Consider the following 24,642-nt stretch of genomic DNA (forward strand, 5'->3'; position numbering starts at 1 on the left):
CACCATGACTGATTTTCCGACAGAGAACTTCAACCGCACCACCCCGTACAACACGGGTGACCACACGGCCGTGACCCCGGTCGTCGGAACGGAGACCGGGTCCCGGGCGATCTCGGCGCCGCCGGAGAAGCAGCCGAGGCCGGCATCCGCGGTTTCTGCCAGCGGGAGCGGCGCGTCGCGCACGGCGCTCGTCGTGCTGGCCGCCATCGGGATGCTCGGACTCGCGTTCGTCGTGATGATTCTCGTCGGCGTCTCGAGCGAGAGCATCAACGCCCTCGCCGTCTTCGCGACTCCGATCGCGTCGATGGTTGCGGCGTACTACGGAATCACCCTGAGCATCCAGCAGGTCAAGAACGAGCGCGCAGAAAAGGAGACCGCGATCAAGCGGGCTGACGTCGCGGACGCATCGAGCCGGGAGACCGAGGTCTGGGCTGCCCAGATGGAATCGGGACTCCGCGTGGCGATGGCCAAGCTCACCGCCGCCCACATCGGCACCGATGAGGTCACCAAGGCGGCGGGCACGCCGGACGGTTTCTTCTAGGCGACGGTTTCTCCCTGGCGCGGTCTTTCTAAGCAGCGGTCCTTCTCAGCAGAGACGAGGCGCCCTGACCTGATCGGTTCGACGAAACCGGCAGAGTCCGCCGTGGCCTGGTCTGCATATGCGACCGCGAAGTCGGCGAACGCCCTGTCGGCCTTACCACCCAGGCCCAGGTAAGCGGCGATCGGCACCGGGTCTCCGGAGCGGGCGTGAGCGCGCGCGAGCGTCGTGCCGGTCAGCCGGGCATAGGCGAGCAGCCCTGCCGCGGTGAACGTCGCAGGATCGGGCGACCACTTCATGTCGCGCAGCTGACGCCCGTAATACTGCCCGCCCAGCGGGGTCGTCGCCCAACCGAGGAATACGTCTCCCGAGGCCTGCATCAGGCGCTGGCCCTCGACGACGCGCTGGCCGGCATGGGCCGGCCCAGCGGGCGACCCCGTCGCCGTGTCACTCCGGTCGATCACCGATCGCTGTGCCTCCTTGAGCTGGAGCACGAGCACGTCTTCCGGTCCGATCCCTTCGAGCAGGACGACCCAGGAGTACAGGCCCACGCTGCCGACCCCGACGACCTTGTGCGGCGGTCCTCGCTCGCGAACAGGCCGAAATTGGACAGGTGCGCGTCACTGCAGAGCTGGGTATCGAGGCCCGTGTCCGGAAGCGCGGCGAGGTCCCGCGCCATCACGAGGGCGGTTCCGCGGAAGAACGTTAACGGTGACACGCCCATCCGGGCATGCCGCAACGGGATCGGGGACGGGTCACTCGTGCTCGCCTGGCCGAGGAGCAGGTCGACAGGATCGGCGCGATTCGCCGGGGCCTCCCAGGCGCAGAGCGAGGATCGCGGCGGCCGCATCCGCGCGGCACGGCCCAGCTCTTCATGCTGCGTCGTCGTAGGGCGAACGGTGTCCGTCGTGCTGTCCATGGCGAGAGTGTATCGCCCCGGCAAACGCGGCGTCCCACGGATCAGCGAAACGGATCAGCGAAACGGATCAGCGAAACGGATCAGCGAACACGAACCCGTGGGGCTGACGGAGCGGGGGAGCCGAGGTAGTGGTCCCGCGGCCAGTGCCGCACGCGTCTCGGGAGCAGCGGGTAGACGCGGATCGTGATGCGCAGTATCCGGTCGAAACGGCGTTGCCGGCGGGGAGACCAGCTCAGGTCGAACAGGTCGCGCACGGAGGGTGGCAGCAGTCCGACGGTGACCAGGCGGGCGAGGGGCATGACAAGGCGCAACAGCAGCGGCCCGCTGCGGGGGTACAGGAGCCGCTTGGCGACCTCCCGGGTGGTGCCATCCGTCCGCAGCCCGTCGAGCCTCTGCTGCCAGTAGGTCGCGAAGGCCGCCCGATCGCGCGGCCACAGCTCACCGGGGACCTGAAGGGCTGTGCCGAGCACCGCGTATTCCCGATACAGGGACTCGGCGGTGGTGTCGTCGAACGCTCCGAACACCCGCCCGTACATGCCGACGGCCGAGTCGTAGAGCGTCGCCGCCACCCAGAGCTGCAGCTCGGGCGTGAAGGCGTTGTATGCGGGCGCCCCGCCGGCTGCCGCGCCGACGACGGGAACGTGGGCCCGGTTCACCCGCCGAACGGCAGCCCTGGCCTGATCCGCAGTGCCGCAGGTCACGGCATAGGCGTAGCTCAGGGTGCCGGCCAGCCGGTCGAGGGGCCGGTTCTCGAAATCGCTGTGGTGGGCGACACCGTGCCCGATCGCCGGATCCGCGAGCTGGAGCAGGATGGAGCGACCGCCCGCGAGCAGCATGACGGCCTCGCCCGCTATGTCCCGAAGCTGCAGCATGACCGGCCTCCCCTGTGATGGCCGAGTGTAGTCCGTCAAAAGTATTTCGGGAGTTTCTCCCCGATCCGGAATAAACCCGCTCTCTATGCGCTTGCATGTATTCGAGGGCGGCGATCCATCCGTCACGCAGACTTGAGGAGCATCATGACCGAAACCACCGCCACGACCATCCCGGGCTACAAGGCCGGAACCTGGACCATCGACCCGACCCACTCCGAGGTCGGCTTCAGCATCCGCCACCTCATGATCAGCAAGGTCAAGGGCACGTTCGAACGCTTCGCAGCGACTTTTGTCACCGGCGAGAACCCCCTCGACTCCGTCGTCACCGCCTCAGCAGAGGTCGCTTCGATCAACACCAACGAAGCCAGCCGCGACGGCCACCTCCGCACCGGCGACTTCTTCGACGCCGAGACCTACCCGACGATCGACTTCGTCTCCACCGGTGTTCGTGAAGTCAAGGGCGAGTTCCTCGTCGACGGCAACCTCACGATCAAGGGCGTCACCAAGCCCGTCACCTTCGACTTCGAGTTCGGCGGCTTCGGCACCGACCCCTACGGCAACTACAAGGCCGGTGCAACGGCCAAGGCCGAGATCACCCGCGCCGACTTCGGCCTCAACTACAACGCAGCGCTTGAGACCGGCGGCGTCCTCCTCGGCGAGAAGGTCACCATCACCATCGAACTGCAGGCCGTCCTCAACCAGGCGTAGTCTTCCCGGTTCGTGAGAAGGGGCCCCACTTCGGTGGGGCCCCTTTTTTGCGGCTACTCGCCCTTGATCTCTTCGCGCACCCTGCGCAGGTCCTCCATGAGCGAACCGATCAGGATCCAGTGCTGCGGATGCGGCGTCATGATCAGAAGTGGTTCGGTGAGGGCGGGCGGTTCCACCGCGACGGGCAGGTGATCACGATCGGGATAGTCGGCCTCTGCGGCGAGGAGCCGGAGGTCGTGCGCTGACCGGCTGAGCTCGACGGTGATCGCCAGCACGGTCGGCTCGAGGTGCAGGGAGTGGTCGTAGTGGTCCCTGAGCGACCTGGTCATGCCGATCGCGCGGGTCACGAGCGAGGTCAGCCGGTTGTAGAACTCCTCGTCGACGTCGAGCAGGCGTCGGTTCGTGGTGTGGCGCGGGTTCAGGGTCAGGCTCTCCTCCGCTGATTTGAGGGCCTTCTCCGCCTTGTTCAGCATCGGCCTGAGCAGCCGCGCTTTGATCATCATTTCCTCGATCTGCGTCTGCGTCTGCGGGAAGCGCAACGCGTCGACGATGCGGTCCAGGGTGTCCGCGACCTCGCGGGCGAGGCGGATGACCGTGTCGTGCGCGGGCGCGAGCAGCACCGGCGGCACGATGAGCGCGTTGACGAGCAGTGCGGCCGCGGCGCCGATCATCGTCTCGATGATGCGATCCCTGGCGTATTCCGGCGTCGTGGCTCCGATGGAGAGCACCATCATGGCGCTGATCGGGATCTGGCTCGCCGAGCTCGGGGCCAGGCGAAGCGCCCAGGCGAGCAGGATGCAGAATACGATCGCGAGGAGCACGATCCAGCTCGACTTGCCGAATGCGACGCCGACGCCATAGGCGACGAGCACCCCGCCGACGACGCCGAGGCTGCGCTCGATCGCCCGGCCGAGGGTCTGGTTGATGTTCGGCTGCACGACGAGAAGCGCCGCGATCGCGGCGAAGATCGGGAGCTCTGTGTGCAGGAGTCCCTGCGACAGCACCCAGCCGAGCATGACGGCGAGTGAGGTCTTCACGGCCTGGAGCAACGGAATCCGGCTCGAGGACCGAACGCGGGCCGATATTCTCACTCGTTCAGGATATCGTGCCCGCTCCGCCGGAAGGAGCAGTCGGGGGAGTGATCGTCGTGGGAATCCCGGTGAAGCGGGAATAGTCGCGGATCGCCCTGGCGAAGCCGGGCGATCGCCGCGCGGTGAGGCTGCCGAACGGCGCAGCCTCGACCGCGACGGTCGGTCCGGCCGCCCTGGTGCGCGTCGTTTCCTTCCGCCAGGTGCCGATCACGCGCCCGTCCGCGACGAAGAGCGGCAGGAAGATCCCGTTGAGACCGGGGACGACCCGCGGGAACTCGGCGTCGTCCATGACGTACGACCGGTCACGGTAGCCGAGCAGGTACTCGTCGAAGCCGGGCAGCGCGAGCACGGGTGTGCGCTGTGCCGGTCGCGAGCCGAGGGTGCCGCGTTCCGTCGCCGCGGGGAGGAGCAGGGTCTCGCCGTCCACCTCGAGCTCCTCCAGCCGGTCGCCTGCCTCTGCGAGAGCGACCCGGGCGTCAGCGACCGTGAGCTGGGTCCACGCGGCGAAGTCGCGCAGGGTGGCGGGGCCGTGGCCGTCGAGGTAGCGCACCAGGAACTCGGCGAGTCCCTCGCGCCGATCGAGGCGGCGCTGCGCGGGTGCCCACTCGTCGAGCAGGGCGAGCGCAGGCTGGCCGTCCTGGTTGGGCCCCCACACCACGAGCCCCGCGAGCGCGAGGGCGGCGATCAGGTGATAGCCGCGCTGGCCGTCGGGGTTGATTCCCGCCGAACGCAGCCCGGCGAGGAACGGGGTGCGGCTGAGGTTCCTGCCGCCGGAGAGGAGGCCGGTGGCCGCCTCCGCGGCCGCGGCGATGATGGTGTCGTCGAGCCCGAGTTGTCTCTGCCTGGTCGCCATCGATGCGAGCACCCTCGCGGCGGTGAGGTCCAGCATCCACCGGACGTCGGTCGCGGGGACCAGGTGCAGCGTTCCGCGCATCGGATACGAGCGCACGATCGATCCGGTATCGAGCGCGGACAGGACATCGGCGGCGACGGTGCCGGGGGAGCGCACCCCGAGCGCCCAGCTCGCCGCGGAAAGGTCCTGGGCCTGCACCGCGAGCATCCGTTCGACCACGGCGAGCGGGCCGTCCAGCCCACCGGCCTCTCCTGCGGGCGCGGAGAGCCCGTGGCTCACCAGTCGGAGGCGCAGGACGTCGGAGCGAGAGGAACGCGTGGGCATGCGGCCAGTATGACGCCGGGCGGGGACACTTTCGAACCGGCCAGGTCAGTCGAAGGTCCGCAGCAGCAACCAGTCGTCGTCTTCCGTCGCATGCCGCACGTCGAAGACGTGCGTTTCGCCGTCCTCCGACGTCGCCTGGAACCGCCAGCCGGCGATGCACAGTGGCGGATGCCCGACACCGAAGGTGTTCGGTGCGAAGGGGCGCCACCAGTCCGCCGTGCCGACTAGGGCGGTCGGCGTGTCCGTCACCCGGAATCGTCGGGAGCGCCAGACGATCCGTCGGGGTTCTCCCGTGCTGTTCGTCTGGACCGTGACGGGTTCAGGGCGTTGCTCGTCGATCGGGACCACTGATCACCTCGCCTGTCGTATCGAACGTATGTTCGATAAAACTATAACAACGAGGCTCGCCCAATACCAGCCACGGCGACGAAGTCGGATCGCGGCCAGGCCGGGTCCCCGCCCGCGGGGAACGGAAGCGGGAGGAGCCGGAGGGGGTGAGCGCTCAGGCGAGGTCGTCGTCGGTGCGGGCGCCGAAGACGATTTCGTCCCAGCTCGGCATCGAGGCGCGTCCACGCTTTCCGAGGTTGCCGGTGTTGCGCGGCTGCCCGGTGGCCGCCTGGGAGGCCCAGGCGTTGCGGGTCGGGTCCGTACGCGGGGCCTCGACCGGGGTGTCGGCGACGGAGGCCTGGGCCGGGTCGTCGATGAGCCGAGGTCCACCCGGTGCCGGCGCTTCGCCACGGGAGTCCGGCACGGGGGTGCCGGAGCCGAGGACGGCGGCTTCACGCTCGCCGCGGCGGCGGCGCAGGGACTCGAGCAGGTCCGCGGTCTCGCTCAAACTCTTGGGCGGTTCTGCGGCACGCTTGATCGCCGCCTTGGACACGGCTTCCGTCGTTCCGGCGGATCGGGAATAGGGGATCGGATCCAACTGGGGCGCCGTGTCGTTCATGAGCTCGTCCGGAAGCGACTCCTTGAACGTGAATGCGCCGCTGTCGAAGCGGGACACGTCGGCGGGGCTCGTCTCCGCGCCGACCGCGCGGAGGCGGGGGATGAGCGCGCCCTTGAGCTCGCCCTGCTGGGAGAGTGCGATGGCCTCGTTGCCCAGGGGGGAGAGAGCGTTCTTCTTCGGTTCGAAGGACCAGCGGGCATCGTGGTCGATGTCGTCCGCGGTGAAGGCAAGCTTGACGATCCAGCCGGCGCCGGGTTCTTTCCAGCTGGCCCAACGTTCGTCCGTCGCCCCGAGGGAGGCGAGGCGCTCGCGGATCACGCCGCCGAAAGTTGCGGACCCCTCTCCGGGATCGGGCTCGATCGCGGTGTGGACGGGCACCCCGAGGGCGCACGAGACGATGTACTCGCGTTCGGCGACAACCGGACCCTCGAAGCGACGGACGAAGTCGATCGGGGCTCCCGTCACGGCGGCGACGTCCTCAGCCGACATGCCGGAACGGATGTGCGCCTGCACATCCCGCGGGGACAGCTTTGTTTTCGGGGTGTGTTCTATCTGGGTTTGGCGAAGCCGGGACTGGAGAACCTCGTCGATGGGGATCCGAAAACGGTCACCATCCTCGCTCGCTGCAAGCAGCGCGCCGTTCTCTACTCCGATTACCTTCAAATCCTGCATGGCGAAAGCCCTCTCGCGATCACTGATTCGCCAACACTGTCATGAAACGCCCCTCATTCCGGGGAATACGCCGGGCGTGCCGTAAGTTGACCACTCAGCCGAAGTTATCAGCGGCGAGAGTTTGCTATTCCTTCGGGATTGTTGCAAACTGTGCCCGCTGATTTCGTTAATCGGCATTAAATGAATGAATGGATGGGCATGGCAACCGATTACGACGCACCCCGAAAGTCCGAAGACGACTCTGAGTCGATTGAGGCCCTCAAGGAGCGCGTACCGGACAAGATGTCTGGCGTCGTGGATGTAGACGACTCAGACAACCCCGGTGGGTTCGATTTACCCGGTGCCGATCTGTCCGACCTCGACCTCGATGTCGTCGTCCTGCCCCCGCAGGCCGATGAATTCACCTGCGTAGAGTGCTTCCTCGTGAAGCACCGCTCGCAGATGTCGCACGAGACCAAGCTCGGCCCGGTCTGCCTGGAGTGCGACTCCTAAAAGCGCGTTTTAGTTACTTGATGCCGGCCGTCGTGATCCATTGATCGCGGCGGCCAACGTCGTTGGGTGGCGTGTCGAGACGAGCCAGTACGGTGCCGGATCCTCGGGATCCTCGATCGGAACCCGCACGACGGGACCGATCCAGCCCCTGATCAACAGCCAGGCCCGCGCGTCGAGCCTGCGTCCCCGCTCGAGAGTCGCTTCTGCGGCCTCGAACGGCACGGCCTCCCCGATCAGCTCCGTTCCTATTCGCGCGCGACCCGCCGTGAAGACACCGTCCTCGACGGAGACGACCGGAGCAGTCAGCAGCAGAGTGAGGACCGCAGCACCGTAGAGCACGACGGCGATGATGATTCCCCAGAGCATCGAGATCGGTGCGAAAACGAGGATGCTCGCCGGCATCAGCAGTGCGGTCGCGAGGAATGGGGCTGGTGAGGCCCAGAGTTTTTCACGATATTCAGGCATGGCTCTATTCGATCAGACTTCTGCACTACCCTCGACACGTGGCAGAAAGCGTCGAAGTGTTGATTACCGCATCCATCGTTCCGCGGTACGCGCATCCGGGCGACGCCGGAGCAGATCTGCACTCGGCTGAGGAGCGTGTTCTTGCCCCCGGTGAGCGTGCCCTGGTCGGGACCGGCGTGTCGATCGCCCTCCCGGACGGTTATGCGGCGTTCATCGTGCCCCGCAGCGGCCTCGCGGCTAAGCACGGCATCACGATCGTGAACTCGCCGGGTACCGTCGACGCCGGCTACCGGGGCGAAATCAAAGTCTCGCTGCTCAACACCGACCAGACCGAATCTTTTGCGATCGCCGTTGGCGATCGCATTGCCCAGATCATCATCACGCCCGTCTCCCGGGCCGCTTTCATTCCCGTCGACCGGCTGCCAGACAGCCAGCGCGGCGAGGGCGGCTTCGGATCAACGGGTGTGCGTGGACCGGGAAACGGCCGGCAGACCGCCGGCTCACCAATGTCAGGAGACACCCCGTGACCGACGTCGCGACTGCGGACCAATTCCCGGAACCACTGCCCAAGTCGGCGCCGGAGGACCGTGAGACAGAGGGGCCCCTCGACGAGAGCGAGGCGAACCCGGTGCGACCGTACGTCGACCTCGGCGGCGTCAAGGTCCTGCCTCGCGAGGGCCTGCACCTGCGCCTCGAGATCGAAGAGGGCAGCAAGCGTGTCGTGGCCATCGGCCTGGACTATGCCGGTTCGACCCTGCAGGTCCAGCCGTTCGCCGCACCGCGGTCGAGTGGGCTGTGGCACGAGATCCGCGACCAGATCGCGGACCAGATCGGCAAGCAGGGCGGCACGACGACCCTGCGAGAGGGACCGTTCGGTCCGGAGCTCGTCGCGGAAATCCCCGTCGCCACTGGCCAGGACGCCTCCGAAACCAGCAGGCTGGCCCGCTTCATCGGCGTCGACGGCCCCCGTTGGTTCCTCCGCGGAGTGATCGCGGGCGAAGGCGCCATCAACCCGGACGCAGCCGCGCAGATCGAGGACCTCTTCCGCAGCATCGTCGTCGTACGGGGGTCCGCACCCATGCCGCCGCGCGACCTGATCCCGCTGCGCATGCCGGTCACGCCCGCCGGCCCCGCAGAACCGTCCGACGCCTGACCCCACCCGTTCCCGCCAGGAAGATCGCCCCGACATGACGGACACCCCAGCATCCCGCGACGAGCCGGAGACCCCCGACCCTGCGGAGCCGGCCCCGAAGGCCGTATTCGCCGACAGCATGGCCGCTGCGGCGCGACGTGCCGGCTTCTCGCCCGCGGCAGAGGGAGAGCCGATCAGCGGCCACGCCCTGCTCGCAGCGATGGGCGGCATCCGCGGCCTGGTCGAGGCCGTGGTGCCCGGGCTCGTCTTCCTCGTCACATACACCCTGACCCGGGCCCTTATTCCCTCCCTCGTCGCCCCGATCGTGATCGGCATCGTGATGGCGGGCCTGCGTGTCGCGGCGAGGCAGACCGTGACGCAGGCTGTCGGCGGACTCGTCGGCATCGGCATCAGCGCCGTGCTCGCCCTGCTCTCCGGAAAGGCAGAGGACTTCTACCTCTCCGGGTTCTGGATCAACGGCGTTTACGGAGGAGCCCTCGTGATCTCGATCATCGTGGGGTGGCCGCTCATCGGCCTCGCCGTCGGCTTCCTGGTCGGCGACGGCGTGAACTGGCGGTCCGACCCGTCCAAGCGCCGGGTGCTCACCCTGCTGACCGCCCTGTGGGCGGGGCTGTTCCTCCTGCGCCTCGCCGTGGAACTCCCGCTCTACTACGCAGGCAACGTCGCCTGGCTCGGCGCGACCAAGCTCCTGATGGGCATCCCGCTGTATGCGCCGCTCCTCATCGTGTCGTGGCTGATGGTGCGGTCCGTCTACCGTCCGAGCCCGCCCGCCGACGGTGAATCCGGGAACTGATCCATGATCACAGCAGCGTCGTGACCGGCGCAGCTTCATGACCGGCGCGGGGGTTCACGATGGGCTGAGCGGCGCCGAGGTCGCCGAGCGGCTCGCGGACGGTCGAGGCAACGATGTCCGGCAGTCGACGTCGCGCACGGTGGCGGACATCCTGCGGGAGAACGTCTTCACCCTGTTCAACGCGATCCTGACCGTGTGCTTCATTGCCGTCGCCGTGCTCGGCGACTACCGGGACGGCCTCTTCTACCTGGTCGTCGTCGCGAACGCGCTGATCGGGATCGTTCAGGAGGTCCGTGCGAAGCTCGTGCTCGACCGGCTCGCGCTCCTCGCGGTTCCCGAAGTCGCGGTCAAGCGCGATGGGTTCGCGCGCATCGTCCCGCTCGGCATGGTCGTCCAGGACGACGTGCTCGTCCTCCGGCCGGGCGATCAGGTGCCCGCTGACGCCGTCGTCCTCGACGGAGACGACCTCGTCGCGGACGAGTCCCTCCTCACCGGGGAGTCCGATCCGGTCGTCAAGGTGGTCGGCGACGAACTCCTGTCCGGCTCGTACATCTCGGGCGGCTCCGGCTACGCGCGGCTCACCTTCGTGGGTGCTGCCTCGTATGCGAACCGGCTCACCGCCGAGATCAAACGGCACTCCCTCGTCCACTCCGAGCTCCGGGCGGCGACCAACCGCATCCTCGTACTGCTGTCCTGGCTGCTCGGCCCGGTGATCCTCCTCACCCTGATCGGGCGCATCGCGGCATACGGCGGGCTCGACGCCCTCTTCACCGGGCCGGACGCTCCGTGGCGCAGCGCACTCCGCGACTCGGTGGCCGGCGTCGTCGGCATGATCCCGGAGGGCCTCGTCCTGCTGATCAGCCTCGCCTTCGGCCTCGCCGCCATCCAGCTGGCCAGGCACAAGGTCCTCATCGAGGAACTCGCCGCCGTCGAGGTTCTCGCGCGGGTGGACGTGCTCTGCCTCGACAAGACCGGCACCCTCACGAGCGGCACGCTCGACTTCGACAGGCTCGTCGTGCAGTCGGCGGCGCACGAAGCGGATGCCCGGCTCGTGCTCGGCCTGATCGGCACGGACGACGCGGCGAACCTCACCGCGCGGGTGCTCGGGCCGCACTTCGAACCGGGGCCGGCCGTCGTGGGCGCCCGGCTCCCGTTCAGCTCCGCCCGCAAGTTCAGCGGCCTCACCCTCGACCTTCCCGGGCGCGGCAGCTCGTCGTGGCTCTTCGGGGCCCCCGAGCGGCTGCTCGCGGGGCACCCCGAATCGCTGGCCGCGGCATCCTTCATTGCCGCGGAGGGACACCGCACCCTCGCGCTCGTGCTCCTGGACGGGACGACGCCCCTCGACACGGCGATCGATCCGGAGCATTCCAGCCTCGAACCGGTGTGCCTCGTGGTGTTCCGCGAATCGGTGCGCCCACACGCGGCAGAGACCCTGCGGTACTTCGCGACGCAGGGGGTGCGGGTGATCGTCATGTCGGGGGACAGCCCCGTGACTGTCGCCGCGATCGCGCGCCGGCTCGGCGTGGCCGGCGAGACGGTCAACGCGGCAGATCTCGACGATGACGAAGCACTCGCGGCCGCGCTGGAAACGACGAGCCTGTTCGGACGCGTCAGCCCCGAGCAGAAGCGAACGGCCGTCGCCCTGCTGCAGGGACAGGGGCGGACGGTCGCGATGACGGGGGACGGCGTCAACGACGCGATGGCGATCAAGGACGCCGACCTCGGCATCGCGATGGGGTCTGCGACCCCTGCGACGAAGGCGGCCTCGCGCCTCGTCCTGCTCGACAACCGCTTCGACCGCCTCCCCGAGGTGCTCGGCCTCGGTCGCAGGGTCATCGCCAACGTCGAACGCGTCGCCAACCTGTTCCTGTCCAAGACGGTCTACGGCATCCTGATCGCCCTGACGACCTCCCTGCTCGCCTTGCCGTTTCCGTTCCTGCCCCGGCAGCTCACGCTGGTCTCCGGCCTCGCGATCGGTATCCCCTCCTTCGTGCTCGCGCTCGCGCCCAACCGGCGGATCTACACACCGGGGGTCCTGCGCCGCATCGTCCGCTACGCCGTGCCGACAGGCGCCATCGCCGCAGCGACGGCCCTCGTGACGTTCCTCTTCGTCTACGGCAGGATCCCGCTCCACGAGGCACGGAGCGTCACGACCATCGCCCTCTTCGTCGTCTCGCTCTGGATTCTCTGCGTGCTCGCCCGTCCACTCACCGGTCCCCGCCTCGCCCTCGTCACGGGAATGGCCGCTGCGATGGTGCTCGCGTGCACGATCCCGTTCACCCGGGCGTTCTTTGTCATCGACGTGCGCCTCGACCTCCCATTGCTTTTCGGGATCGGCGTCGGGGCGCTCGGAGCGGCGACCATCGAACTCATGTACCGGCATGCGCGGCGCACCGGTCTCGTTTTCGACCGCGAATAGGGCGGGCCAGGGGAAGACCGGGCAGTCGCTCCCTGCTAGAGTTATCTCTACGTCAAGATAGTTTGACGGTGATATCGTTCGGTGACGCCGCCGGTTAGGTTACCCTTGCTGGCCTTGCGCTGGTCCGTTCGTCAGGATTGGGGACTGCGGACGGATTCCCGTCAGTTTCCACAAAGGAGAGGGCATCGTGTCTGCGTTAAACAGTTTTGGAGCCAAGGACACCCTCCGCGTCGGAGCGACAGACTATGAGGTCTTTCGCCTGGACTCGGTGCAGGGTTACAAATTGCTGCCGTTCAGTCTCAAGGTGCTGCTGGAGAACCTCCTCCGCACCGAAGACGGCGCCAACATCACGGCCGATCACATCCGCGCCCTCGGCGCCTGGGTTCCCACGAGCGAACCGGACACCGAGATCCAGTTCACGCCCGCCCGCGTGATCATGCAGGACTTCACGGGCGTGCCCTGTATCGTCGACCTCGCAACGATGCGCGAGGCCGTCGCAGAGCTGGGCGGCGACCCGAACAAGATCAACCCGCTCGCCCCCGCCGAACTGGTCATCGACCACTCGGTCATCGCCGACCTCTTCGGTAGCGAGAACGCCCTCGAGCGCAACGTCGACATCGAATACGAGCGCAACGGCGAGCGCTACCAGTTCCTGCGCTGGGGCCAGACCGCTTTCGACGATTTCAAGGTCGTCCCGCCGGGAACCGGCATCGTGCACCAGGTCAACATCGAATACCTCGCTCGCGTCACGATGACCCGCGTCGTCAACGGCGTGCTGCAGGCCTACCCGGACACCTGCGTCGGCACCGACTCGCACACGACCATGGTCAACGGCCTCGGCGTGCTCGGCTGGGGCGTCGGCGGCATCGAGGCAGAGGCGGCCATGCTCGGCCAGCCCGTCTCCATGCTCATCCCCAAGGTCGTCGGCTTCAAGCTCACCGGCTCCATCCCGACCGGCGTCACCGCGACTGATGTCGTCCTCACCATCACGCAGATGCTCCGCAAGCACGGCGTGGTCGGCAAATTCGTCGAATTCTACGGAGAGGGCGTCGCGGAGGTTCCCCTCGCCAACCGGGCGACCATCGGCAACATGAGCCCCGAGTTCGGCTCGACCGCCGCCATGTTCCCGATCGACGATGTCACCCTCGGCTACCTGCGCCTCACCGGCCGCAGCGAGGAACAGGTCGCCCTCGTCGAGGCATACGCGAAGCTGCAGGGTCTCTGGCACGACCCGGCCCGGGAGCCCGTCTTCAGCGAGTACCTCGAGATCGACCTCGGCACCGTCGTCCCCTCGATCGCCGGGCCCAAGCGCCCGCAGGACCGGGTCGAGCTCAGCCGCGCCAAGGACCAGTTCGAGACCGACCTGCAGAGCTACGCGACCCAGGACCTGTCCCGGGTCGATGCCGCCGTCGAAGCTACCTTCCCCGCCTCCGACCCGATCGGGTTCACCGCTCAGGACGAGAGAAGCGCCCACGCGATCTCGCACACCCACGTGAGCCACCCGCCCCGGACCATCTCCACCCCGGTCGCGATCGACACCGCCGCGGGAGCGAGCTACACCCTCGACCACGGGGCCGTCGCCGTCGCCGCGATCACATCGTGCACGAACACATCCAACCCGAGCGTCATGCTCGCGGCCGGACTCCTCGCCCGCAACGCCGTCAGGAAGGGCCTCACGAGCAAGCCGTGGGTCAAGACGACCCTCGCGCCGGGCTCCAAGGTCGTCACGGACTACTACGAGAAGGCCGGCCTCACCGGTGACCTCGAAGCCCTCGGCTTCTACACCGTCGGCTACGGCTGCACCGTGTGCATCGGCAATACCGGTCCGCTCATCGACGAGGTGTCCGCCGCGATCAACGAGAACGACCTCGCCGTCACGGCCGTACTCTCGGGCAATCGCAACTTCGAGGGCAGGATCAGCCCGGACGTCAAGATGAACTACCTGGCGAGCCCGCCGCTCGTGATCGCATACGCCCTCGCCGGTTCGATGAACTTCGACTTCGAGACGGATGCGCTCGGTGACGACACCGAGGGCAACCCGGTGTTCCTCAGGGACATCTGGCCGGACTCCGCCGAGGTGCAGTCGACGATCGACAGTTCGATCGACACCGAGATGTTCACGAAGGAATACGGCGCCGTCTTCGAGGGCGACGAGCGCTGGCGCTCCCTGCCGACGCCCGACAGCGAGGTCTTCGAGTGGGACAGCGAGTCCACTTACGTGCGGAAGCCCCCGTACTTCGACGGCATGACGCTGGAGACCACGCCGGTGAGCGACATCGTCGGCGCCCGGGTGCTCGCGAAGCTCGGCGACTCTGTCACGACCGACCACATCAGCCCGGCCGGCAACATCAAGGCCGACAGCCCCGCCGGAGCGTACCTCGTCGAGCACGGGGTCGCCCGCGGCGACTTCAACTCCTACGGATCGCGCCGGGGCAACCACGAGGTCATGATCCGCGGCACCTTCGCTAATATTCGGCTGCGCAACCAGCTCCTCGACGACGTCGAGGGCGGCTACACCCGCGACTTCACCGTCGCGGGCGCGCCGCAGTCGTTCATCTACGACGCGAGCCAGAACTACCAGGCCGCGGGCATCCCGCTCGTGATCTTCGGCGGCAAGGAGTACGGCTCCGGTTCCTCCAGGGACTGGGCGGCCAAGGGAACCAGCCTCCTGGGCGTCAAGGCCGTCATCACCGAGAGCTTCGAGCGGATCCACCGCTCGAACCTGATCGGCATGGGCGTCGTCCCGCTGCAGTTCCCGGCCGGCGAGAGCTGGGCGTCCCTGGGACTGGACGGCACCGAGATCGTCTCGATCGCGGGCCTGACGGAACTCAACGCCGGCGTCACCCCGAAGACGGTGCACGTGACCGCGACCCCGAGCGAGAACTCGGCAGCGGGCAAGGCGACCGTCGAATTCGACGCCGTGGTCCGCATCGACACGCCCGGTGAGGCCGACTACTACCGGAACGGCGGCATCCTGCAGTACGTTCTTCGTTCACTGGTCGCGTAACCGGCACGATTACCGGGTAACCGTTCGGGACCGGCGCGTAGACTCAACTCCTGTTGAAGCTACGCGCCGGTTCCTTTCTGCCCGCGACGTCGTACTCGAAAGGTATTGCCGATGAGCCTGCTGGAGACCATAACTGGTCCGCGTGACCTCGACCGCCTCTCGCTCGACGAACTGGTCCAGCTCGCGGCGGAAATCCGCGGCTTCCTGGTCAGCGAGGTCTCCAAGACCGGCGGGCACCTCGGGCCGAACCTCGGCGTGGTGGAGATGACCATCGCCATCCACCGCGTCTTCGAGTCGCCGCGGGACGCGATCGTCTTCGACACCGGGCACCAGTCCTATGTGCACAAGCTCCTGACGGGCCGCCAGGACTTCAGCGGCCTCCGCCAGCAGGATGGGCTTGCCGGGTACCCGCAGCGCTCGGAGTCCGTGCACGACATCGTCGAGAGCTCGCACGCCTCGAGCTCGCTGTCCTGGGCTGACGGCATCTCCCGCGCCTTCGAGATGACCGGGCAGAGCGACCGGCACGTGATCGCCGTCGTCGGGGACGGTGCGCTCACCGGGGGGATGACCTGGGAAGCGCTCAACAACATCAGCGACGACAACACCCGGCGCCTGATCATCGTCGTGAACGACAACGGCCGCTCCTATGCGCCGACGATCGGCGGCATGGCCAGGTTCCTCAACACCGTGCGCACCCGCAGCAGCTACCACGCGGCCTACCTGAGCAGCCGCCGCGCCTTCGACAACATGGGCGCACCGGCCCGTGCGTTCTTCCGCGGTGTCCGCGGCGGGATGCACGGCTTCCTCGCCCGATTCTCCAACAACGAGGCGCTGTACTCGAACCTCGACATCAAGTACATCGGCCCGGTCGACGGGCACGATATGGAGGCGATGCTCGAGGCGCTCCAGCAGGCCAAGAACTACGGTGCGCCGGTGATTGTGCACACGATCACCCAGAAGGGTAAGGGCTACAACCCTGCCATGCAGGATACCGCAGACCAGTTCCACGCGGTCGGCCAGATCGACCCGGAGACGGGGGAGTCGACCGAGACCCCCGGCGCGCCGTCCTGGACCTCTGTCTTCGCCGACGAACTCCTGAACCTCGCGACGGAGAACCCGCGGATCGTCGGGATCACGGCGGCCATGCTGCGTCCGACCGGACTGCACCGGATGGCGGAACGGTTTCCGAACCGGGTCCACGACGTCGGCATCGCCGAACAGCACGCCGTGACGAGCGCCGCCGGCCTCGCGTTCGGCGGGTTGCACCCCGTCGTCGCCCTGTACGCGACCTTCATCAACCGCGCCTTCGACCAGGTCCTGATGGACGTCGCCCTGCACAAGGCCGGGGTGACCTTCGTCCTCGACCGGGCGGGCGTGACCGGCCCGGACGGGCCGAGCCACCACGGGATCTGGGACCTTGCCATCCTGCAGGTCGTCCCTGGCATCCGTCTCGCTGCGCCGCGCGACTCGACCAGGCTCCGCGAGGAGCTCGGAGAGGCCATCGCCGTCGAGGACGGACCGACCGTGCTGCGTTTCCCGAAGGGCAGCACCGGGGTCGAGTTCGACGCCGTGGCCCGCCTCGACGACGGCGTCGACGTTCTGCTCGAATCGACCCAGAAAGACGTGCTCATCGTCACGGTCGGACCGATGGCGGCCATGGGCCTCGACGTCGCCAGGCGCCTGTCGGCTCAGGGGATCGGCGCGACCGTCATCGACCCGCGCTGGGTCGTCCCTGTGCCCCGGAGCCTGATCGGGCTCGCCGCGGAGCACCGTCTCGTCGTGAGCATCGAAGACGGGATCCGGGTCGGGGGAATCGGCACGCGCATCCGCCAGGACCTGCGCGAGGCCGGCGTCGACACGGCCGTCACCGAACTCGGACTGCCCGACGAATTCCTCGCCCACGGCACCCGAGCCGAGATCCTTGAACGGGTCGGCCTCACGCCGCAGCACATCGCGCGCGACGTCGTGGCGATGGTGCTCGGCAGCAAGCTCCCGCACGCGCGGCCGCTCCCCGCCGATCGAACGGACACGGGATCGATCACGATGCGCGGCGGACGCGCGGAGTGACCAGGCGACCCTGGACCGGCTCGTCCGCACTGCGCATGCGCGACGGGGCATGCCGATGACGGTCCTGATCGCGGGCTGCGGCGATCTCGGCACCGAGGTCGGGCTGCGGCTTGCGGCACTCGGACACCGCGTCGTCGGGCTGCGCAGGTCGTCGGGCGTTCTCCCCGTCGCGATCGAGGGCCAGGCCGTCGACCTCACTCGTGAGCGGCCCGTGGTCCCCGCCGATACAGACATCGTGATCGTCGCGATCGCCGCGGCCGGCCCGACGGCGGATGCCTACCGCACCGCCTACGTCGACGGCCTGCGGAACCTCCTCGACGCCCTCGATGCGGCGGGCGTCGAACCGAGCCGTTTCCTGCTCGTGTCCTCGACCGCCGTGTACGGCGTGGACGACGGGAGCTGGATCGACGAGGGATCTCCCGCTGTGCCTTCGTCCGAGACCGGTGCCGTGCTCCTCGAAGCCGAGGACCTGCTGCGCGGCCGCCTGCCCGGCGCCACCGTGCTGCGGCTAGCCGGGATCTACGGGCCCGGCCGGGAACGCCTGATCGGCCAGGTCCGTGCAGGGACGAGCTCTGCGGAGGGCCTGTCCAGCCACACCAACCGCATCCATAGGGACGACGCGGCCGCGGCCATCGTGCACCTCGTGACCGGCGCCGCGGAGCCCGCGTCGCTCTACCTCGGCGCGGACAGCCTTCCCGCGCGGCGCCGTGACGTCCTCGCCTTCCTCGCCGCAGAACTCGGCGTTCCCGATCCGGTCGGTGTCGCGAGCCGCCCGTCGACAGTGGTGGGGGAATCGGCCGACAGTCCCGCGAGTCCCGTCGGGCGGGCGGGCCGGGCGTCCCCCGGACCTCGCGGCGGCGACAAGCGCTGTCGCAACGCCCTGCTGCTCGCGAGCGGCTTCCGCTTCGCCTACCCGAGTTATCGGGAGGGGTACCGTTCCCTCCTCGCCGGCGTCGGCATCCGTCATCCCTGAACCGCCCTCGAGGTTTTAGGGTTGCAGCATGCCCACCCCGCCCAGCACGGTCTCGATCCCCGAGGTCGACGACGTGACCTCCCTCCATTCAGAATCGGAAAGGCTCTCCCCAGCATGAAGAACATCACTCTCGGCAGCACCGGCCTCATCGTCTCCCGGCTCGGACTCGGCTGCATGGGCATGTCCGCGTTCTACTCCGGTGCCGGAATGGACGAAGCGGAGTCCATTCGCACCATCCACCGCGCGATCGACCTCGGCGTCACGCTCTTCGACACCGCGGAGATCTACGGACCGTACCTCAACGAAGAACTCCTCGGAAAAGCTCTTGCCGACCGGCGCGACGAGGTCGTCGTCGCGACCAAGTTCGGCACCATCCTGCACCGCGGCGACGGAAGCAGGGGCCTCGACGGCAGCCCCGAGAACGTGCGCCTTTCGGTGCATGGCTCGCTGGCCCGACTCGGAACCGACCACATCGACCTGTACTACCAGCACCGGATGGACCCGGGCGTCCCGGTCGAGGAGACCGTCGGCGCCCTCGCCGAACTCATCGAGGAGGGCGTCATCGGCCACTACGGGCTCTCGGAGGCCGCACCGGACACGATCCGCCGCGCGCACGCCGTACACCCCGTGACGGCCCTGCAGACCGAATACTCGCTGTGGAGCCGTGACCCGGAGAAGGAGCTTCTCCCACTCCTGCGCGAGCTCGGCATCGGCTTCGTGCCATACTCGCCGCTCGGTCGCGGCTTCCTGACCGGGACCATCCGCTCACTCGACCAGCTTGACGCGAGCGATTTCCGCCGCTCGAACCCTCGGTTCGAGGGTGAGAACCTGGCCGCCAACATCCGCATCGTCGAACAGGTGGATGCCGTCGCCGCCGAACTCGACGCGACTCCGGCCCAGGTGGCGCTCGCCTGGCTGCTGGCCCAGGGCGACGACATCGCCCCGATCCCCGGGACCAAGCGGGTCGCCAGGGTCGAGGAGAACGTCGCCGCCGGCGACCTCATCCTCACGGAAGCGCAGCTCGCCACCCTCGGCGCGCTCGACGCCCCCGCGGGCGACCGCTACGCCGACATGTCAGGGGTCAACCGGTAACCAGGGGCGCCGCGGGCAGCGGGCGCTCGAGGGCGACGGGAACCTCCGAGGAGACTCCGCGGATCATCGGCGTGTGGAACGTGCCGCCGAAGACGCGCTCGCTCGCGCCGACCCTGTCAAGGTACGGGGTGGCCCCGCCCATCTGGAACGGCCAGCCCGCCCCGAGGATCACGCACAAGTCGATGTCCTCCGCCGCGTGCACGACGTCGTCGTCAAGCATCCGTTTGATCTCGTCGGCGAGTCCGTCCTCAATGCGTCGCAGGATCTCCTCGCCCGTCATCGGCGTCGTGCCGCCGGCGACGATCTTCTTCGCGGTCTTGTCGAAGCCTGTGACCTTGCCCTTGGCATCGCGCTCGAGGATCTTGCCGTGCTCGGCGAGCCGGTGCAGGTTGTCGCTCTCGAAGAACCGGTCGGGGAATGCGGCATGGTGCGTGTCGAGGACGTGCGCTCCGACCTTGAGCCCGACGAGTTCGAGGAGCTCGAACGGCGTCATCGGGAGTCCGAACGGTGCGATCGCGCCGTCGACCACCTCGAACGGGGTGCCGGTGTCGACAGCGTGCATGGCCTCGCCGAGGAGCTTCGCGAGGATGCGGTTGACCACGAAGCCGGGGGTGTCGCGCGTGATCACGGCGTTCTTCCTCAGCTTGCCTGCGATCACCATCGCGGTCGAGAGAGTCGTGTCGTTCGTCTGCGGGGTGTTCACGACCTCGATGAGCGGCATCACAGCGACCGGATTGAAGAAGTGGAAGCCGACCAGGCGCTCGGGGTGGGCGAGCTTCGCACCGATCTGCTCGACGGAGAGAGACGAGGTGTTCGTCGCGAGGATCGCCTCCGGCGACACGTACTTCTCGATCTCGGCGAAGACATCCTGCTTGACGCCGAGCTCTTCGAACACGGCCTCGATCACCCAGTCGGCGTCGGAGAAGCTCGCCTTGTCCGTCGTGCCCGTCACGAGCGCCCTGAGTCGGTTGCCCTCGTCTGCGGTGATGCGGCCCTTGGACTGCAGGGTCGCGATCTCGCCGTGGATGTACGCGACGCCCTTGTCGACGCGGGCCTGGTCGAGGTCCGTGATGACGACGGGCACCTGCAGGCGGCGAACGAACAACAGCGCGAACTGGCTCGCCATCAAGCCGGCACCGATGACGCCGACCTTCGTGATCGGGCGGGCGAGCTTCTTGTCCGGCGCTCCGGCCGGGCGCTTGGCCCGCTTCTGCACGAGGTTGAACGCATAGATGCTGGCCTGGAGCTGGTCGCCGGCGATGAGCGCGGCGAGGGAATCGTCCTCGCGCTCGAAGCCCTCCTCGCGTGTGCCGCTCTTGGCGGCCTTGAGCAGGTCGAGTGCGATATACGGTGAGAGCGCGACAGTCCCGATCCGGCTTTCGAGCATCCGCCTGGCGATTCCGATCGCGGCGTCCCACTTCACGAGGCGCTCGATCTTGCCTGGCTTGTTCGGCCGGGTGACCGTCGTCGTGCCGGCGATGACGCCGTCTGCCCAGGCGATGGAATGCTCGAGGAATGCCGCGGACCCGAAGAGCACATCGGCGATGCCGAGCTCGACGGTGTCGGTGGCCTTGAGCACCCGGTTCTTGAGCGGGTTCGAGATGATCACGGTGAGGGCGTTCTCGATGCCGATCAGGTTCGGCAGCAGGTAGGAGCCTCCCCAGCCGGCAATCAAACCGAGGGACACTTCGGGGAGGGCGACGGCGGCGACGGATGCGTCGACCGTGCGGTAATCGGCGTTGAGGGCGATCTCAAGACCGCCCCCGAGTGCGAGCCCGTTGATGAAGACGAACGAGGGCACACCGAGCGTGGAGAGCTTCCCGAGGGCGTGGTGGCCGAGCTGACCGAGCAGCTTGCCCGTCGCGAGCGAGGGAATCTCGCTGACCTTGCCGAGGTCGGCGCCTGCGGCGAGGATGAACGGCTTGCCCGTGACGGCGACGCCGTGGATCTCACCGCGTGCCGCCCGCTCGGCGAGACCGTCGAGGGTGGCCGCGAACTCGAGGAGGGTGACCGGACCCAGGGTATTCGGACGGGTGTGGTCCCTGCCGTTGTCCAGGGTGACCAGGGCGAGAGTGCGTGCCCCGGACAGGGGGACGTCACGCACGAAGGAATGCGTGACGACCTCGTCACCGGAGAGGGCGACGAGTTCGGAGAAATCGAGTGCGGAGTATTCGGTCATCGCTTACTTTGCCTTCCGATTGAAGTGCGGGTTTTCCCAGATGACGGTGCCGCCCTGCCCGAGGCCGATGCACATGGCGGTCAGGCCGTAGCGGACCTCGGGGTGTTCGGCGAACTGGTGCGCGAGCTGGTTCATCAGGCGCACGCCAGAGGAGGCGAGCGGGTGGCCGATCGCGATCGCACCGCCGTACTCGTTGACGCGGGGGTCATCGTCGTCGATGCCGAAGTGATCGAGGAAGGAGATGACCTGGACCGCGAAGGCCTCGTTGAGCTCGAAGAGTCCGATGTCGGTGATGCCGAGGCCGGCCTTGCGGAGAGCCTTCTCGGTGGACGGCACCGGGCCGAGACCCATGACCTCAGGCTCGACGCCCGCGAAGGCGAAGCTCACGAGCTTCATCTTGACGCCGAGGCCGAGCTCCTTGGCGGCGGCGCCGCTCGCGAGCAGGCAGGCGCTCGCGCCGTCGTTGAGCCCGGATGCGTTGCCTGCCGTGATCCGGCCGAAGGGCCGGAACGGGGTCTTCAGCGTGGCGAGGCCTTCGAGGGTAGTCTCGGGGCGCGGTGCCTCGTCGCGGGTCGCGAGCCCCCAGCCCTGTTCGCTGCGAATGGCGACGGAGACCAGGTCCGGCTGGATCTTGCCTGCCGAGTACGCCGCTGCCACCTTCTGCTGGCTGCGCAGTGCGTACCGGTCCGACCGGTCCTTGGTGTACTCGGGAAAGCGGTCGTGGATGCGCTCTGCGGTCGAGCCCATGTTCAGGGCGTCCTCGCTGACGAGCCGCTCGGAGAGGAACCGCGGGTTCGGGTCGACGCCGGAGCCCATCGGGTGCCGCCCCATGTGCTCGACGCCGCCGGCGATGGCGAGGTCGTATGCCCCGAAGCCGATCGCAGCGCCGACCGTGGTCACGGCGGTCATCGCACCGGCGCACATCCGGTCGATCGCGTATCCGGGCACCGATTTCGGCAGTCCGGCCAGCAGCGCCGCGGTGCGACCGAGGGTGAGCCCCTGGTCTCCCGACTGCGTCGTCGCGGCGATTGCCACCTCGTCGATACGTTCCCCCGGAACCTTCGGGTTCCGTTCCAGCAGGCCGATCATTGCCTTCACCACGAGATCATCCGCCCGGGTGTTCCAGTACATGCCCTTTTCGCCGGCGCGTCCGAACGGGGTACGAACCCCATCCACAAACACGACTTCTGCTCTTTCGGCCACGGTGCCTCCATCAATCAGATCAGGTGTCGGTTGATCCTAGGGTGGCACGATTGACGGGTCGAATCCTTGGACGGATCCTACGAATCGACCTCGACGGTTACGGCGATGTTTTGGTTGGCTTCGACAAAGGCAGCCGTGATCTGTTGTGCAGTGAGTTCAATTTGCCAGTCCCGGGCGCCGAGGGCGGCGAGAGCCTCGCTGATGGATTCCACTTCGATCGGCTCCGGTGGCGTCCAGGCGATCCGGCGCACGAAGTCCGGCGTGACGAGGTTCTCGATTGGGATCGCGAAGGCCTCGGAGATCTGGCCGAGAGCCAGCCGCGCTGCCTTGTACCGCAGGTCGGCCTCTGGATTCCGGTCAGACCACGCCCGCGGCGGGGGGAGCGCGTCCCCGGTTCCGCGCAGGGAAGGAAGGTCCGTCGCGCGGATGCCGTCCTGGATCGCGGTCCACCACCTGTCGAGTTCGCTGCGGCTCGCGCGGCCGCTGAACTCGCGGAGGTCGGCGAGCGCCTGCCTGCTGGCCGGCAACACCCGTGCTGCGGCGACGAGCGACGCGTCGGGGACGAGGCGCCCCGGCGACACGTCGAGGTGCCTGGCGAGGTCGTCGCGCGCGAGCCAGAGGGACCTTGCGACGGCGAGGTTGCGCTGGGAACGAATCGAATGCACCCCGGACAGCCTGCGCCAGGGCTCTGCGCTGATCGGCTTGGGCTCGTGGTCGAGCGTCGCCTGGAATTCCTGGGCGGCGATCTGGGTCTTCTCGTCGGCGGCGAGCATCTCGACCATGCGGTCGCGCAGGTCGGGGAGGAGTTCGACGTCGAGGGCGCCGTAGACGAGCCAGCTCTCCGGGAGCGGCCTGGTCGACCAGTTCGCCGCGGAATGCTCCTTGGCGAGATGGATGCCGAGGAGTTCCTCTACGACCGTGCCGAGGCCGACCCGCGGTAAGCCGAGAAGGCGTGCGGCCAGTTCGGTGTCGAAGATGATGTGCGGGTCGAGGCCGACCTCCCTGAGGCACGCGAGGTCCTGACTGGCGGCGTGGAAGATCCATTCGTCTCCCGCGATCGCCGCGTTGAGCTCGGAGAAGTCCCCGATCGCCGGCGGATCGAACAGGAAGGTTCCCGCACCGCGCCGGTACATTTGGATCAGGTACGCGCGCTGCGAGTATGTGAAACCGGATGCCCGTTCGGCGTCGATGCCGATCGGTCCCGTTCCCTCGCTGAGGGCAGCTGTGGCCGCCAGATAGGCGTCCCGCGTATCGATCACGCGGTGATCAACCACGACCAGTTCGGCGTGCGGACAACATGCTGACTCCTTCGCCAATCGGGGGAAGACCTGCGAGCATGCAGATCAATTCGCCCCAGCCTTCGACGTGAGCGGTGAGATTGTGGTCCACAGGTGTCCACGAAGCACGCAGCTCTATCTGCGCACCGTCGCCTTGCTTCGCAAGTTCGCCGAAGCCCGACGAAATAATCTTAGTCGCGGTTCCGGATGCCGCGGTATATCGGGCTCCGTGGGAGTCGAGGGCATCGATCAGCCAGGCCCAGGCCACTTCGGCGAGGAAAGGGTCGATACCGATCTCCGTCTCGAGGGGAGCCTGCGCGAAGCAGACCACCCGGAATGCTCCGCCCCAGGCCTCCGGCTCCTCAGAGTCATAGAGGAGGATGAAACGGCCGGTTCCGAGGTCGGAGTTGCCTCCGTGGCGTGAGGGGGCGATATCCGCGGAGAGGGCAACGGCGTGCGGGGCGAGCTTCCCGGGTGCCGGGATTTCGCTGAGGACCAGGTCGGTGCGGGTGTGCGTTCTGCGGATGGCCGCGAGCGCAGCGGCGAACTCCGGGGGGAGTGGTTCTTGTGTTTCGGGCACGTCTGCAGACTAGAGTTTT

The 24,642-nt window shown here is 67.8% G+C and carries 23 protein-coding genes; 11 read left to right on the forward strand and 12 right to left on the reverse strand.

All coding sequences use genetic code 11. The features are described 5' to 3' along the window. Positions 1-4: 4 nt before the first annotated feature. Entirely contained in the window at positions 5-541 is a 537-nt protein-coding gene (locus RCH22_RS05500) for a hypothetical protein (RefSeq protein WP_327013085.1), read from the forward strand. On the opposite strand, the gene RCH22_RS05505 is transcribed toward RCH22_RS05500, so the two are convergent. From RCH22_RS05505 to RCH22_RS05515, 3 genes are all read right to left on the reverse strand, one after another. Beyond that, entirely contained in the window at positions 538-1,089 is a 552-nt protein-coding gene (locus tag RCH22_RS05505) for a DUF2252 family protein (RefSeq protein WP_327013086.1), read from the reverse strand. The genes RCH22_RS05500 and RCH22_RS05505 overlap by 4 nt on opposite strands. Continuing rightward, positions 999-1,457: a DUF2252 family protein gene (locus RCH22_RS05510; protein WP_327013087.1), complete on the reverse strand. Its 459-nt coding sequence runs from the start codon at positions 1,455-1,457 to the stop codon at positions 999-1,001. The genes RCH22_RS05505 and RCH22_RS05510 overlap by 91 nt, the downstream gene beginning before the upstream one ends. Positions 1,458-1,537: 80 nt before the next feature. Beyond that, positions 1,538-2,329 (reverse strand): oxygenase MpaB family protein, encoded by a 792-nt coding sequence (locus RCH22_RS05515; protein WP_327013088.1) that lies wholly within the window; start codon positions 2,327-2,329, stop codon positions 1,538-1,540. A gap of 144 nt (positions 2,330-2,473) precedes the next feature. Between RCH22_RS05515 and RCH22_RS05520 the strand changes: the two genes are divergently transcribed. Then, positions 2,474-3,037 carry a YceI family protein gene (locus RCH22_RS05520; protein ID WP_327013089.1) on the forward strand — a complete coding sequence of 188 codons (564 nt, stop codon included), beginning with the start codon at positions 2,474-2,476 and terminating at the stop codon, positions 3,035-3,037. A 53-nt stretch (positions 3,038-3,090) separates the two neighbouring features. Here the strand turns inward: RCH22_RS05520 and RCH22_RS05525 are convergent, their stop codons facing one another. The 4 genes from RCH22_RS05525 to sepH form a co-directional block, all read right to left on the reverse strand. Beyond that, on the reverse strand, positions 3,091-4,128 hold the full coding sequence (locus tag RCH22_RS05525) for an FUSC family protein (protein WP_327013090.1): 1,038 nt from the start codon (positions 4,126-4,128) through the stop codon (positions 3,091-3,093). 4 nt (positions 4,129-4,132) lie between these two features. Next, positions 4,133-5,305 carry a winged helix DNA-binding domain-containing protein gene (locus tag RCH22_RS05530; protein WP_327013091.1) on the reverse strand — a complete coding sequence of 391 codons (1,173 nt, stop codon included), beginning with the start codon at positions 5,303-5,305 and terminating at the stop codon, positions 4,133-4,135. A 45-nt stretch (positions 5,306-5,350) separates the two neighbouring features. Beyond that, on the reverse strand, positions 5,351-5,653 hold the full coding sequence (locus RCH22_RS05535; protein ID WP_327013092.1) for a hypothetical protein: 303 nt from the start codon (positions 5,651-5,653) through the stop codon (positions 5,351-5,353). Positions 5,654-5,807: 154 nt separating this feature from the next. After that, a complete protein-coding gene (sepH, locus tag RCH22_RS05540; protein ID WP_134447978.1) occupies positions 5,808-6,923 on the reverse strand; it encodes a septation protein SepH in 1,116 nt (371 codons plus the stop codon). 198 nt (positions 6,924-7,121) lie between these two features. On the opposite strand from sepH, the gene RCH22_RS05545 reads away from it, so the two are divergent. After that, on the forward strand, positions 7,122-7,415 hold the full coding sequence (locus RCH22_RS05545; RefSeq protein WP_134447980.1) for a DUF4193 domain-containing protein: 294 nt from the start codon (positions 7,122-7,124) through the stop codon (positions 7,413-7,415). A gap of 9 nt (positions 7,416-7,424) precedes the next feature. Here RCH22_RS05545 and RCH22_RS05550 read toward each other — a convergent pair whose 3' ends face one another. Next, positions 7,425-7,880 (reverse strand): DUF3093 domain-containing protein, encoded by a 456-nt coding sequence (locus tag RCH22_RS05550; RefSeq protein ID WP_327013093.1) that lies wholly within the window; start codon positions 7,878-7,880, stop codon positions 7,425-7,427. Between the two features lie 38 nt (positions 7,881-7,918). Between RCH22_RS05550 and dut the strand changes: the two genes are divergently transcribed. The 8 genes from dut to RCH22_RS05590 all read left to right on the forward strand — a co-directional run bounded on the left by dut (position 7,919) and on the right by RCH22_RS05590 (position 19,384). After that, on the forward strand, positions 7,919-8,407 hold the full coding sequence (gene dut / locus RCH22_RS05555) for a dUTP diphosphatase (protein ID WP_327013094.1): 489 nt from the start codon (positions 7,919-7,921) through the stop codon (positions 8,405-8,407). Then, complete coding sequence (locus tag RCH22_RS05560; RefSeq protein WP_327013095.1) at positions 8,404-9,033, forward strand: DUF3710 domain-containing protein; 630 nt, start codon at positions 8,404-8,406, stop codon at positions 9,031-9,033. Before dut ends, RCH22_RS05560 begins: the two co-directional genes overlap by 4 nt. A 34-nt stretch (positions 9,034-9,067) precedes the next feature. Beyond that, on the forward strand, positions 9,068-9,826 hold the full coding sequence (locus RCH22_RS05565; RefSeq protein ID WP_327013096.1) for a DUF3159 domain-containing protein: 759 nt from the start codon (positions 9,068-9,070) through the stop codon (positions 9,824-9,826). 37 nt (positions 9,827-9,863) lie between these two features. Continuing rightward, the gene (locus tag RCH22_RS05570) at positions 9,864-12,245 is read left to right on the forward strand and encodes an HAD-IC family P-type ATPase (RefSeq protein ID WP_327013097.1); all 2,382 of its coding nucleotides are present in this window, start codon (positions 9,864-9,866) and stop codon (positions 12,243-12,245) included. Positions 12,246-12,432: 187 nt separating this feature from the next. Then, positions 12,433-15,252, forward strand: a complete 2,820-nt coding sequence (gene acnA / locus RCH22_RS05575; protein ID WP_327013098.1) for an aconitate hydratase AcnA — start codon at positions 12,433-12,435, stop codon at positions 15,250-15,252. A gap of 111 nt (positions 15,253-15,363) precedes the next feature. Then, the gene (gene dxs / locus RCH22_RS05580) at positions 15,364-17,319 is read left to right on the forward strand and encodes a 1-deoxy-D-xylulose-5-phosphate synthase (RefSeq protein ID WP_327013099.1); all 1,956 of its coding nucleotides are present in this window, start codon (positions 15,364-15,366) and stop codon (positions 17,317-17,319) included. A gap of 55 nt (positions 17,320-17,374) precedes the next feature. Next, a complete protein-coding gene (locus tag RCH22_RS05585) occupies positions 17,375-18,292 on the forward strand; it encodes an NAD-dependent epimerase/dehydratase family protein (protein WP_327013100.1) in 918 nt (305 codons plus the stop codon). A 114-nt stretch (positions 18,293-18,406) separates the two neighbouring features. Continuing rightward, positions 18,407-19,384: an aldo/keto reductase gene (locus RCH22_RS05590; protein ID WP_327013101.1), complete on the forward strand. Its 978-nt coding sequence runs from the start codon at positions 18,407-18,409 to the stop codon at positions 19,382-19,384. Here RCH22_RS05590 and RCH22_RS05595 read toward each other — a convergent pair. The 4 genes from RCH22_RS05595 to RCH22_RS05610 form a co-directional block, all read right to left on the reverse strand. Further along, entirely contained in the window at positions 19,374-21,563 is a 2,190-nt protein-coding gene (locus RCH22_RS05595) for a 3-hydroxyacyl-CoA dehydrogenase NAD-binding domain-containing protein (protein ID WP_327013102.1), read from the reverse strand. The two genes, RCH22_RS05590 and RCH22_RS05595, sit on opposite strands and share 11 nt — an antisense overlap. A 3-nt stretch (positions 21,564-21,566) precedes the next feature. Beyond that, positions 21,567-22,766 (reverse strand): thiolase family protein, encoded by a 1,200-nt coding sequence (locus tag RCH22_RS05600; RefSeq protein WP_327013103.1) that lies wholly within the window; start codon positions 22,764-22,766, stop codon positions 21,567-21,569. A gap of 77 nt (positions 22,767-22,843) precedes the next feature. Continuing rightward, the gene (locus tag RCH22_RS05605) at positions 22,844-24,040 is read right to left on the reverse strand and encodes an HRDC domain-containing protein (protein ID WP_327013104.1); all 1,197 of its coding nucleotides are present in this window, start codon (positions 24,038-24,040) and stop codon (positions 22,844-22,846) included. Further along, positions 24,033-24,623, reverse strand: coding sequence for a DUF3000 domain-containing protein (locus RCH22_RS05610; protein ID WP_327013105.1), 591 nt, complete (start codon positions 24,621-24,623; stop codon positions 24,033-24,035). The genes RCH22_RS05605 and RCH22_RS05610 overlap by 8 nt, the downstream gene beginning before the upstream one ends. Positions 24,624-24,642 lie beyond the last annotated feature (19 nt).

It is taken from the genome of Cryobacterium sp. GrIS_2_6, assembly GCF_035984545.1.
Taxonomy (GTDB): domain Bacteria; phylum Actinomycetota; class Actinomycetes; order Actinomycetales; family Microbacteriaceae; genus Cryobacterium.

What these genes read in the sequence shown, in the direction of transcription:
- RCH22_RS05590 (WP_327013101.1), top strand. Translation starts at nt 18,407, where the DNA reads ATGAAGAACATCACTCTCGGCAGCACCGGCCTCATCGTCTCCCGGCTC.
- dxs (WP_327013099.1), top strand. Translation starts at nt 15,364, where the DNA reads ATGAGCCTGCTGGAGACCATAACTGGTCCGCGTGACCTCGACCGCCTC.
- RCH22_RS05510 (WP_327013087.1), bottom strand. Translation starts at nt 1,457, where the DNA reads ATGGACAGCACGACGGACACCGTTCGCCCTACGACGACGCAGCATGAA.
- RCH22_RS05585 (WP_327013100.1), top strand. Translation starts at nt 17,375, where the DNA reads ATGACGGTCCTGATCGCGGGCTGCGGCGATCTCGGCACCGAGGTCGGG.
- RCH22_RS05515 (WP_327013088.1), bottom strand. Translation starts at nt 2,329, where the DNA reads ATGCTGCAGCTTCGGGACATAGCGGGCGAGGCCGTCATGCTGCTCGCG.
- sepH (WP_134447978.1), bottom strand. Translation starts at nt 6,923, where the DNA reads ATGCAGGATTTGAAGGTAATCGGAGTAGAGAACGGCGCGCTGCTTGCA.
- RCH22_RS05545 (WP_134447980.1), top strand. Translation starts at nt 7,122, where the DNA reads ATGGCAACCGATTACGACGCACCCCGAAAGTCCGAAGACGACTCTGAG.
- RCH22_RS05530 (WP_327013091.1), bottom strand. Translation starts at nt 5,305, where the DNA reads ATGCCCACGCGTTCCTCTCGCTCCGACGTCCTGCGCCTCCGACTGGTG.
- RCH22_RS05570 (WP_327013097.1), top strand. Translation starts at nt 9,864, where the DNA reads ATGACCGGCGCGGGGGTTCACGATGGGCTGAGCGGCGCCGAGGTCGCC.
- RCH22_RS05500 (WP_327013085.1), top strand. Translation starts at nt 5, where the DNA reads ATGACTGATTTTCCGACAGAGAACTTCAACCGCACCACCCCGTACAAC.
- RCH22_RS05520 (WP_327013089.1), top strand. Translation starts at nt 2,474, where the DNA reads ATGACCGAAACCACCGCCACGACCATCCCGGGCTACAAGGCCGGAACC.
- RCH22_RS05565 (WP_327013096.1), top strand. Translation starts at nt 9,068, where the DNA reads ATGACGGACACCCCAGCATCCCGCGACGAGCCGGAGACCCCCGACCCT.
- RCH22_RS05550 (WP_327013093.1), bottom strand. Translation starts at nt 7,880, where the DNA reads ATGCCTGAATATCGTGAAAAACTCTGGGCCTCACCAGCCCCATTCCTC.
- RCH22_RS05595 (WP_327013102.1), bottom strand. Translation starts at nt 21,563, where the DNA reads ATGACCGAATACTCCGCACTCGATTTCTCCGAACTCGTCGCCCTCTCC.